Below are 11676 nucleotides of genomic sequence, written 5' to 3'. Positions count from 1 at the left end.
CCTCCGACCGCTCGGTTCGTAGCCGAGTACTCTATCCAGCTGAGCTATGGATGCAAAATGGCGGTGAGGCGGGGATTCGAACCCCGGATGCAGCTTTTGACCGCATACTCCCTTAGCAGGGGAGCGCCTTCAGCCTCTCGGCCACCTCACCACTAGCACTCTTTCGAGTTGTGCTTCAGAACGTTGTTTCTGCTCATCGGCACTGCGTGGCGCACATATTACTTTCTGGGCGTTGTAAGTCAAACAATTTCTCCCCCTTTTTTCGTCACTCGTGTTTGTTTGCACAAAAGCCACGCAATACGGCCAAATTGGCGACAAAAAGAGTGATTAATCAACAATGAAACTGCGAAAAGCAACGCTAAGTCTGTACGTCATAAATCTGTCAGAGGGATAAATTTTTGGCAAAAGAACAGCGTGAATGGGTAACAAAATGGGAAAAGTAGTGGGGAGGAAGGGAAAAAGGGAACTGAAAACCGGTAGCGCCTCGCTACAGGGAGCGAGGCGCTGGATCCGTTAGTAACTTGTCTGCTGAGTTTTTTCGGCCTGGATGCGCTGATAAATCTCTTCGCGATGCACCGAAACTTCTTTAGGGGCGTTCACACCAATACGTACCTGGTTACCTTTGACTCCCAGCACAGTTACAGTCACCTCATCACCGATCATGAGGGTTTCACCAACTCGACGAGTTAGAATAAGCATTCTTTGCTCCTTGAAAGATTAAAAGAGTCGGGCTAACTGCTTCCCGGCATTATCCATCATATAACGCTAAACGTAGATTATGACAAATACACTAAGAGTGCACCTGCTTACCAATACATTCTGCTGATAGTTAGTTTAGCCGAAAACCGGATTATCAACCTGACTTTATGATTACAGGGTTGTAGCGCGGAAGTAAAGCGCCCCGGATTTACGCCCGGTGCGCCTGCTCGCGACACGTTTTTTATAGTGTTACAGTTTTGCCGCTACCCATGACTCAACGCCAGACAGCGCAGCAGGCAGCGCCTGTGCATCTGTACCGCCTGCCTGAGCCATATCCGGGCGACCGCCACCCTTACCACCGACCCGCTGAGCCAGTTCGCCCACCAGTTCGCCCGCTTTCACGCGGTCGGTCAGGTCTTTGGTCACGCCAGCAATCAGAGAGACTTTGCCGTCGCTAACCGTTGCCAGCACGATAATTGCGGAGCCGAGCTGATTTTTCAGATCGTCTACCATCGTACGCAGCATCTTCGGTTCGACGTTGCTCAGCTCACTGACTAACAGTTTGGTGCCTTTCAGTACAATCGCTTGACTACTTAACGATGCACTTTCTTGCGCAGCCTGCTGATCCTTCAACTGCTGCAACTCTTTTTCCAGCCCGCGCGCATGGTCGATCAGCGCACGCACTTTCTCATTCAGATTACTGTTATTGGCTTTGACCAGGTGTGCGATATCCAGCAGCTGCTCGTTCTGGCTGTAAACCTGTGCCAGCGCCCCTTCCCCGGTGACGGCTTCAATACGGCGCACGCCAGCGGCGGTGCCGGACTCAGAGGTAATACGGAACAGGCCGATATCACCGGTACGCACGGCGTGCACACCGCCACACAGCTCGGTTGAGAAGTCGCCCATGCCGACAACGCGAACGTGGTCATCATACTTCTCGCCAAACAGCGCCATGGCGCCGTGAGCTTTCGCCGCTTCGAGCTCCATGATGTTGGTTTCAATCGGCAGGTTGCGGCGGATCTGCGCATTGACAATCTCTTCAACCTGGCGGATTTCAACCGGCTTCATCGCCTCGAAATGCGAGAAGTCGAAACGCAGGTATTTGTCGTTCACCAGTGAGCCTTTCTGCGCCACGTGCTCGCCAAGTACCTGACGTAACGCCGCGTGCAGCAGGTGCGTTGCCGAGTGGTTTAGACGAATGCGCGCACGGCGTGCCTCATCCACCTGTGCCGCCACGCGATCGCCGACGCGCAGCTTGCCTGCCGACAGTTTGCCGATATGACCAATCGCCTGCGCGTACTTCTGCGTGTCGTTCACGCTGAAGCTGGCCTCGCTGGTTTTCAGCTCGCCGGTATCGCCAACCTGACCACCGGATTCACCATAGAATGGCGTTTCGTCGAGAACAATAACCCCTTCCTGACCAGCATTGATCTCATCAGCTGCCTGCCCGTCAACGAAGATGGCCGTCACTGCTGCATTCAGCGCCAGCTCTTCATAGCCTTTGAAGGCAGAGGCCTGGTCAATGCGGATCACGTTGTTGTAGTCAGTTCCGAAACCGCTGGCGCTGCGGGCGCGCTGGCGCTGCTGCTCCATCGCCTGCTCGAAACCGGCTTCGTCAATTTTCAGGTTACGCTCGCGGCAGACGTCCGCCGTCAGGTCGACAGGGAAGCCAAAGGTGTCGTAGAGGCGGAAGACGGTTTCACCATCCAGCGTGTCGCCCTGCAGGTTTTCCAGCTCTTCATCCAGCAGCGCCAGACCGCGCTCCAGGGTTTTCGCAAACTGCTCTTCTTCGGTTTTCAGGATCTGCTCGACCTGCGCCTGCTGGCGTTGCAGATCTTCACCCGCTGCACCCATAACGGCAATCAGCGGAGCAACCAGTTTGTAGAAGAAGGTCCCTTCTGCCCCCAGCATGTTGCCATGGCGCACCGCACGGCGAATGATGCGGCGCAGCACGTAGCCACGGTTCTCATTCGACGGGATCACACCATCGGCAATCAGGAAGGCACAGGAACGAATATGGTCGGCAATCACGCGCAGCGATTTATTGCTGAGATCGGTCGCACCGGTAACCTGCGCCACTGACTGAATCAGTTTGGCAAACAGATCGATTTCGTAGTTGGAGTTCACATGCTGCAGGACCGCACTGATGCGCTCCAGGCCCATGCCGGTGTCCACGGATGGCTTCGGCAGGGGCAGCATGGTGCCGTCGGACTGACGGTTGAACTGCATAAAGACGATGTTCCAGATCTCGATATAGCGGTCGCCATCCTCTTCCGGGCTGCCCGGAGGGCCGCCCCAGATGTGGTCGCCGTGGTCGAAGAAGATCTCCGAGCACGGGCCGCACGGGCCGGTATCGCCCATCTGCCAGAAGTTATCGGAAGCGTAGGCGCCGCCTTTGTTGTCGCCGATACGGATGATGCGCTCACGCGGCACGCCGATCTCGTTTTCCCAGATGCCGTAAGCTTCGTCATCGGTCTCGTACACGGTGACCCACAGCTTCTCTTTTGGCAGGCCGAACCACTCAGGGCTGGTCAGCAGCTCCCAGGCAAAGCCAATGGCCTCTTTCTTGAAGTAGTCGCCGAAGCTGAAGTTGCCCAGCATCTCGAAGAAGGTGTGGTGACGCGCGGTGTAACCGACGTTTTCGAGGTCATTGTGCTTACCACCGGCGCGCACGCAGCGCTGCGACGTGGTGGCACGAGAGTAATTACGCTTGTCCTGGCCGAGGAAAACGTCTTTAAACTGGTTCATCCCGGCGTTGGTGAATAATAGCGTCGGGTCATTGTTTGGGACGAGGGAGCTACTGGCTACAACCTGATGTCCCTTGCTCTGGAAAAAGTCGAGAAACGCTTGACGAATCTCCGCAGTGCTCTTGCTCATATTTGTCCTGGAATCACGCTAACGTACGTTTCGTGGGTCATGTTACGCCGGATCGGCTACTGCCTGCGGCGACACACGAACAAAAAGTGGTGAATAAGATAAATTTTCTTCAGAGGGAAGTAAAATCCCATCGAAGGTCAATCATCAAAATTTGCAAAAATAGCCCGTATATCTTCGGTAAAGAAGCCCTTCGTCATCAGATAACGCTGTACCCTGGCTTTTTCCTTCCATTCGGTAGGAAATGGCAGGCCGAACTTCCTTTCCGCCAGATCAAACGCCTGCTTCGACCAGTCAATTTCGCTGGCGGCCAGCGTCTCATCAATCAGGTTTTTATCGATGCCTTTCTGGCCCAGCTCCATGCGAATGCGCTGCGGCCCATAACCCTTTCGGCTGCGGCTGGCCAGATAGCGCTCAGCAAAGCGCGTATCGTCCAGCCAGTTATGCTGATAGCACCACTCAACAACCTGGTCGATCTCCTCCGGGCTAAGCGGTTCTGGTGGCGTTTCCGCCTTTGAGAACTGGGCTGCTCGCTCGCTGGAGACCACCAGCTTACGGCGAAATTCCGCCTCGCTGTGGTCGCGCATCGCGAGGATACGCGTTGCCCGCTCCAGCAGTTTTGCATGCCGGTTTCGTTCGGTGGTTTCTGACATAGTGCTCCACACCGTTTTCGGTTAGATGTACACGAGTTAAGGGTAACGTCTGTAGAGGTGCCGTGCGAGGAAAAAGCGTTGAGAATGGGCTGATTAAAGGGATAAAGCAGGTTCAGGCTGGGATAAAACGGGGAATGTGAAGATAAAACCAGGGTCAGGCATGCCTGACCCCTGCAGAATATACCGCTATCAGAACTTTTCGTCTGCGTCGCTAGTCTCGTCCACTTCGTGCGCAGCAGGGACAAAATCAGGCTTGTCGTCCTGGTTACCCAGCAGCATTTCACGCAGCTTCGCGTCGATTTCGTTGGCAATCGCCGGGTTCTGCTTCAGGAAGCTACCCGCGTTGGATTTACCCTGACCAATTTTTTCGCCGTTGTAGCTGTACCATGCACCGGCTTTTTCAATCAGCTTGTGCTTAACGCCCAGGTCCACCAGCTCACCGAAGATGTTGATACCTTCGCCGTACATGATCTGGAACTCAGCCTGCTTGAACGGGGCAGCGATTTTGTTTTTCACCACTTTCACGCGGGTTTCGCTACCGACCACTTCGTCACCTTCTTTAATCGCACCGATACGGCGGATATCCAGACGGACAGAGGCGTAGAACTTCAGTGCGTTACCACCGGTCGTGGTTTCCGGGTTACCAAACATCACACCAATTTTCATACGGATCTGGTTGATGAAGATCAGCAGGGTGCTGGAGTTTTTCAGGTTACCGGCCAGCTTACGCATCGCCTGGCTCATCATACGTGCCGCAAGGCCCATGTGAGAGTCACCGATTTCACCTTCGATTTCCGCTTTTGGCGTCAGCGCCGCAACGGAGTCAACGATGATCACGTCAACCGCACCGGAACGCGCCAGCGCATCACAGATTTCCAGCGCCTGCTCACCGGTATCCGGCTGAGAACAGAGCAGGTTATCGATGTCTACGCCCAGCTTCTTGGCATAGACCGGGTCAAGGGCGTGCTCGGCATCGATAAACGCACAGGTTTTACCTTTGCGCTGTGCGGCAGCGATAACCTGCAGCGTCAGCGTGGTTTTACCGGAAGATTCCGGGCCATAAATTTCGACGATACGGCCCATTGGCAAACCGCCTGCACCCAGTGCGATATCCAGGGATAACGAACCGGTAGAGATAGTTTCCACATCCATGGTGCGGTCTTCACCCAGGCGCATGATGGAGCCTTTACCAAATTGCTTTTCAATCTGGCCCAGCGCTGCTGCCAGTGCTTTTTGCTTGTTTTCGTCAATAGCCATTTCTACTCCTAATCATGCGGGTAAAGCACACGCGGACGCTGCTTTGTCTCTAAAATATGCGCTGATTATACTGTATGGTCATACAGTATCAAGTTTAATTTTTGAGAAAATGATCGTGCAGGGTCTGAAGTGCCCAGGCGGTTGCCTGGCGACGAACGGCCTCGCGGTCACCGTGAAAACGCTCAACCAGCGCCAGTACTTCTCCCGTCGAGGCGGCAAAGCCAAACCACACGGTGCCCACCGGTTTCCCCTCACTGCCCCCATCCGGCCCGGCGATGCCGCTGACCGACAGCGCATACTGCGCCCCCGCCTCGCTGAGCGCGCCCTGCGCCATCTCGCGCACCACCTGCTCACTCACCGCACCAAACTGCGCCAGCGTAGATTCACTGACGCCAACCATCTGCTGTTTTGCCTCATTGCTGTAGGTGACAAAGCCGCGCTCGAACCAGGCTGAGCTACCGGCAATGTCGGTCAGCACCTTGGCTATCCAACCGCCGGTACAGGACTCCGCCGTGGTGACGCTGGCATTGCGCGCCAGCAGCTGCTGCCCTACCCGGGTGCTCAACTGGCTTAATTCACGATCTGTCATAGCGCTCTCCCCCGCCCGTTGTTTGAGAGCAAGAGAGTAGCACTTTTCTTTCAGGCAAGAGTAAGGGGACGCGCGTTTTGCGGCGCGTCTTCCAGCGTGGAGTCAGATTTTTTGCGCCACGATAAACAGGCGCGGGAAAGCCAGCAGCAGATTGCCATCGTGGCGAACGGGATAAGCCGCGCTGATTTCGGCCAGATAATCAGCGAGGAACTGCGCCTGCTGAGCATCGCTAAGCCCGGCCAGGAAGGGCCGTAAGCCGGTGGCACGCAGCCAGTCAACGATCGACTGCGGCGCAGGCATTACGTGATAGTAAGTGGTGCGCCAGATATCCACCCGGCAACCCGCCGCGCTCAGCAGGTCGTAATACTGCCCGGTGGTCAGCAGCCGTTTACGGTCCGCGGCCTGTGGCGATATTTTGTCCTGCCATTGCGGGCGTGCGGCCACTTCGCGCATCAGGCGATGGCTGGGCTGATCGAGATTATCCGGCATCTGTACGGCCAACACGCCGTTGGCAGCCAGCTGGCTAATGAGATGGGGGAACAGCTGCGGATGATCGGTCAGCCACTGCAGTGAGGCATTCGCATAAATTACCTCCTGCGGCAGGCTGGCCTGCCAGCTGCGAATATCCGCCAGCTCAAACGCACACCCCGGTAAGCGCTGCTGCGCCTGATCGAGCATTGCCTGCGAACTGTCCAGCCCGGTGATACGGGCAGCGGGCCACGCGCGATGCAGCAATTCGGTACTGTTGCCGGGGCCACAGCCAAGGTCGGTCGCGCAAGAGACGCTGGATAAAGGGATGCGGTTAAGCAGTTCCTGCGCCGGGCGGGTGCGCTCCGCTTCGAACTGGCGGTAGAGATCGGGGTTCCACTCTTTCATTATTCCTCGCTAAAAGTTCGGTGACAGCCAGGGCTACTGTAAGCCTGACTGCCAGCGCGATAAATAACAAAATTGCAACAGAATCGCGTTACGCTCTAGCGCGCATCGCGCACGGCTTCACCCAGCTGCCAAACCGCCATCGCGTAATGGTTGCTGTGGTTATAGCGGGTGATGGCATAGAAGTTCGGCAGCCCGTACCAGTACTGATAGCGGGTGCCCATATCAAACTTCAGCAGGCTGACCTGCTGGTTGTTATCCAGCGGGATGGTGGGTGAGAGACCGGCAGAGGCCAGTTGCGCCACGGTGTAACGGGTTTTAAAGCCGCTCTCCAGTCCGGGAGCCTGGCCGTTAGCCTGCACGGCCACCGTGCCGTTTGTCAGCCAGCCGTGCTGCTGGAAGTAGTGCGCCACGCTGCCAATCGCATCGACCGGATCCCACAGGTTGATATGGCCGTCGCCATTAAAGTCGACCGCATACTGCTTAAATGCCGACGGCATAAACTGGCCATAGCCCATTGCACCGGCAAACGACCCGCGCAGGTCCAGCGGATCATCATCCTCTTCACGCGCCATTAGCAGGAAGGTTTCCAGCTCACCGCTGAAGTATTCGGCGCGGCGCGGATAGTTAAATGACAGCGTCGCCAGCGCATCCAGAATGCGGGTTTTACCCATCACGCGGCCCCAGCGCGTTTCCACACCGATAATGCCGACAATGATTTCTGGCGGCACGCCATAGGTTTTCTGCGCCCGCTCCAGCGCATCGCGATACTGGTTCCAGAACGCTACGCCATTCTGCACGTTGTCCGGCGTGATGAATTTGCTGCGGTAGCGGATCCACGCGCCGTTTGGCCCGGTTGGCCCCTGGGTGGTTGGCGTGGGTGCCTGGCGGTCCATCAGGCGGATCACCCAGTCGAGGTTCTTTGCCTGCGCCAGCACATCGTGCAGCTGCTGGCGCTCAAAACCGTGCTTGCGCACCATTTTGTCGATAAATGCGTTGGCCGCCTGATTATTGGAGAAATCGCCCCCCAGCACGGTGCCGCTGTGGGCAGGCTCAAGCAGGAAGCCGCCGTTGCCTTTAAACGGATTGCCGTGGGGTTCAGCCGGGGCCGTTTTCGGCTGGCTACTACAGGCGGAAAGTAAAGCGACGACAGGAAGAAGAGTTGCCAGATAACGCATCAGATATCCATATTGCAAGGCCGGGAGGTCAGAAATAGAGGATAAAGCATTGAGCGGGAGGAATTAAAGCGGATTTACTCAACGGCGCTTCGCGGTGGTGATGCAAAGCGCCGTTTAATAACAGGCTGGCTTAGTGCTTGTAGTAGATTTCACCGGATTCAGCTTTCAGGATCTTACCTTCAGCGTTGGTGATTAACACGTAGTTACCGCCCATATAGGTCCAGTGGCTGTCGGCTTCCGGCGCAGGCAGATGGCGTACGTTCCACTGGCTCACTTCATACTTTTTGCTGCGGTAAAGGTCCGGTGCGATATCACCAATGGAAAAACGCTTAAAGTCAGCAAAGAAGGTTTTCACTTCATAAGGGTCGGCAGGATTAGGCTGATCTGCCTGCTGCGCATCGCCCGGTGCCTGCGACAGCGAGTTCTGGGATTCCGGGGTCTGAACCGGCGGGGTCTGGCTCTGCACTTCTGGCACGGCCGGAACCGCAGTTTCTGCCGGCTGTTCGCCTTCCGCATAAGCGGTGGACATGCCGGACAACGCTGCAGCCGACAACACGGCTGAACACAACACCACTTTCAACTTACGCATAGTTTCTCCAAAAATGACGCCATCCGGCAGTGAACGACTGCAAAACTGGCATAAAGAAAGACGATAAAGACATGATTAAAAGCATCAGATATCACTTAGATAACACAATCATACGATGGTTCCCGGTGGGATGCCCGCGATGATCGTGTGCTGGCTGCCTGAGCCAGGGGAATTTTTGTTAACAGTCATGACGCGTAATGTCTCTTACCGGGTGGATTGAGCGACTCGCGCCCGGTTTTTTGGCTGAATCTGCGAGCCGCCTTCCCGATTTACGGGTGTCAGTTTATGCCCCGCTGCGTTAAACTATCACCCGCAAACCAATGATAAACAACAATCAGAATAAACATCATTATTAACTTTACATTCAATGGATTAGATAAAGCCGCCGCATGAACGATATCAATAAATTTGCCGCCCATACCCCTATGATGCAGCAGTATCTGCGCCTCAAGGCTGACCATCCTGAGATACTGCTGTTCTACCGCATGGGAGATTTCTACGAGCTGTTTTACGACGATGCGAAACGTGCCTCGCAGCTGCTGGAAATTTCACTGACCAAGCGCGGCGCGTCGGCGGGAGAACCCATTCCGATGGCGGGCGTGCCCTATCATGCGGTAGAAAACTACCTGGCGAAGCTGGTGCAGCTCGGCGAATCGGTGGCGATTTGCGAACAGATTGGCGACCCGGCGCTAAGCAAAGGGCCCGTTGAGCGCAAAGTGGTGCGCATCGTTACCCCGGGCACCATCAGCGATGAAGCGCTGCTTAACGAGCGCCAGGATAACCTGCTGGCGGCTATCTGGCAGAGCCAGCGCGGGTTCGGCTACGCCACGCTGGATATCAGCTCCGGCCGGTTCCGCCTTGCCGAGCCAACCGACCTGGAGACCATGGCAGCTGAACTGCAGCGCACCAATCCGGCAGAGCTGCTTTATCCGGAAGATTTTGCCGCGATGGCGCTGATTGAAAACCGTCGTGGCCTGCGCCGCCGCCCGCTGTGGGAGTATGAGCTGGACACCGCGCGCCAGCAGCTGAACCTGCAGTTTGCCACTCGTGACCTGAGCGGGTTTGGCGTTGAGCAGGCGCACCACGCGCTGCGCGCCGCAGGCTGCCTGTTGCAGTATGTTAAGGACACCCAGCGTACCTCGCTGCCGCACATTCGCTCGCTAACCATGGAGCGCCAGCAGGACGGCATCATTATGGATGCCGCTACCCGCCGTAACCTGGAGATCACCCAAAACCTCGCCGGCGGCATGGAGAACACCCTCGCATCGGTGCTGGATAAAACCGTCACGCCAATGGGCAGCCGCATGCTGAAACGCTGGCTGCATATGCCGGTGCGCAATGCGCAGACCATTGCTCAGCGCCAGCAGAGCATCAGCGCGCTGCAGGACCTGCATGAATCCGTCACGCCCCTGCTGCGTCAGGTCGGTGACCTGGAACGCATTCTGGCGCGCCTGGCGCTGCGCACTGCCCGCCCGCGCGACCTGGCCCGCATGCGCCATGCCTTCCAGCAGCTGCCGTTGCTCAACGCCGAGCTGGAGCACAACGAGACTGCCCACCTGCAGACCCTGCGTGGACAGATGGGCGAATTCACCGAGCTGCGCGAACTGCTGGAGCGGGCGATTATTGAAACCCCGCCGGTGCTGGTGCGCGACGGCGGAGTGATTGCCCCCGGCTACAACGCCGAGCTGGACGAATGGCGCGCGCTGGCGGATGGCGCCACCGACTATCTCGACCGCCTGGAGATCCGCGAGCGTGAAAAGCTGGGGCTGGATACGCTGAAGGTCGGCTTTAACGCCGTGCACGGCTATTACATCCAGGTCAGCCGCGGGCAGAGCCATCTGGTGCCTATCCACTATGTGCGCCGCCAGACGCTGAAAAACGCCGAGCGCTACATTATTCCCGAGCTGAAAGAGTATGAGGACAAGGTTCTCACCTCAAAAGGCAAAGCGCTGTCGCTGGAAAAAGGCCTGTACGACGAGCTGTTCGACCTGCTGCTGCCGCACCTCGAAGCGCTACAGAACAGCGCCTCGGCGCTGGCGGAGCTGGACGTGCTGAGCAACCTCGCCGAACGCGCCTGGACGCTGAATTACAGCTGCCCGACGCTGAGCGATAAGCCGGGTATTAAGCTGACCGGCGGGCGTCACCCGGTCGTTGAGCAGGTGCTAAAAGAGCCGTTTATCGCCAACCCGCTCTCACTGTCACCCCAGCGCCGCATGCTGGTGGTTACCGGCCCGAATATGGGCGGTAAAAGTACTTACATGCGCCAGGCAGCGCTGATTACGCTGATGGCCTATATCGGCAGCTTCGTGCCCGCCGAGCAGGCGGTGATAGGCCCGATTGACCGCATCTTTACCCGCGTGGGCGCGGCGGACGATCTCGCCTCAGGCCGCTCGACCTTTATGGTGGAGATGACCGAGACCGCCAATATCCTGCATAATGCCACCGAATACAGCCTGGTATTAATGGATGAGATCGGGCGCGGAACCTCGACCTACGACGGCCTGTCGCTGGCGTGGGCCTGTGCCGAGAGCCTGGCCAGCCGCATCAAAGCGATGACGCTGTTTGCCACGCACTACTTCGAGCTGACCACGCTGCCGGAACAGATTGAAGGCGTGGCTAACGTGCACCTTGATGCGGTTGAGCACGGCGATACCATCGCCTTTATGCACAGCGTGCAGGACGGCGCCGCCAGCAAGAGCTATGGCCTGGCCGTTGCCGCGTTGGCAGGGGTGCCGAAAGAGGTGATCAAGCGCGCGCGCCAGAAGCTGAAGGAGCTCGAAGCCCTGTCCGGTAGCGCAGCCGCCACCAAAGCTGACGGTTCGCAGCTGCCGCTGCTGGTTGAAGAGACGTCTCCGGCGGTAGAAGCGCTTGAAGCGCTGGATCCGGACTCGCTGTCGCCACGCCAGGCGCTGGAGTGGATTTACCGCCTGAAGTCGCTGGTGTAGCACTGGCCTCAACGCGGGC

9 protein-coding genes and 1 tRNA gene are annotated in these 11676 nt (G+C 57.2%); 1 reads left to right on the top strand and 9 read right to left on the bottom strand.

The window, feature by feature from the left end:
• Positions 1-58 precede the first annotated feature (58 nt).
• The 9 genes from QLG07_RS11565 to QLG07_RS11525 all read right to left on the bottom strand — a co-directional run bounded on the left by QLG07_RS11565 (position 59) and on the right by QLG07_RS11525 (position 8712).
• Positions 59-151 (bottom strand) — tRNA-Ser (locus QLG07_RS11565).
• Between the two features lie 362 nt (positions 152-513).
• A complete protein-coding gene (gene csrA, locus QLG07_RS11560) occupies positions 514-699 on the bottom strand; it encodes a carbon storage regulator CsrA (protein ID WP_004155916.1) in 186 nt (61 codons plus the stop codon).
• Positions 700-948: 249 nt separating this feature from the next.
• The gene (gene alaS, locus QLG07_RS11555; RefSeq protein WP_282469253.1) at positions 949-3576 is read right to left on the bottom strand and encodes an alanine--tRNA ligase; all 2628 of its coding nucleotides are present in this window, start codon (positions 3574-3576) and stop codon (positions 949-951) included.
• A 137-nt stretch (positions 3577-3713) separates the two neighbouring features.
• Positions 3714-4226 carry a regulatory protein RecX gene (locus tag QLG07_RS11550; RefSeq protein WP_187499505.1) on the bottom strand — a complete coding sequence of 171 codons (513 nt, stop codon included), beginning with the start codon at positions 4224-4226 and terminating at the stop codon, positions 3714-3716.
• Between the two features lie 189 nt (positions 4227-4415).
• Positions 4416-5483 (bottom strand): recombinase RecA, encoded by a 1068-nt coding sequence (recA, locus tag QLG07_RS11545; RefSeq protein WP_048917107.1) that lies wholly within the window; start codon positions 5481-5483, stop codon positions 4416-4418.
• 94 nt (positions 5484-5577) lie between these two features.
• Positions 5578-6072, bottom strand: coding sequence for a nicotinamide-nucleotide amidase (gene pncC / locus QLG07_RS11540; RefSeq protein WP_282469252.1), 495 nt, complete (start codon positions 6070-6072; stop codon positions 5578-5580).
• A 102-nt stretch (positions 6073-6174) separates the two neighbouring features.
• Entirely contained in the window at positions 6175-6948 is a 774-nt protein-coding gene (tam, locus tag QLG07_RS11535) for a trans-aconitate 2-methyltransferase (protein WP_282469251.1), read from the bottom strand.
• A gap of 95 nt (positions 6949-7043) precedes the next feature.
• Complete coding sequence (mltB, locus tag QLG07_RS11530) at positions 7044-8123, bottom strand: lytic murein transglycosylase B (RefSeq protein WP_048917110.1); 1080 nt, start codon at positions 8121-8123, stop codon at positions 7044-7046.
• Between the two features lie 130 nt (positions 8124-8253).
• Positions 8254-8712, bottom strand: coding sequence for an RcnB family protein (locus QLG07_RS11525; protein WP_048917111.1), 459 nt, complete (start codon positions 8710-8712; stop codon positions 8254-8256).
• A 389-nt stretch (positions 8713-9101) separates the two neighbouring features.
• On the opposite strand from QLG07_RS11525, the gene mutS reads away from it, so the two are divergent.
• On the top strand, positions 9102-11657 hold the full coding sequence (gene mutS / locus QLG07_RS11520) for a DNA mismatch repair protein MutS (RefSeq protein WP_099753857.1): 2556 nt from the start codon (positions 9102-9104) through the stop codon (positions 11655-11657).
• The last annotated feature ends 19 nt before the right edge of the window (positions 11658-11676 follow it).

Origin of the sequence: Erwinia sp. V90_4, from assembly GCF_029967685.1 — a bacterium.
GTDB classification, from domain to species: domain Bacteria; phylum Pseudomonadota; class Gammaproteobacteria; order Enterobacterales; family Enterobacteriaceae; genus Erwinia; species Erwinia aphidicola.
The sequence above is the reverse complement of the archived record's forward strand: the minus strand, read 5'-3'. Positions and strand labels throughout refer to the sequence as shown.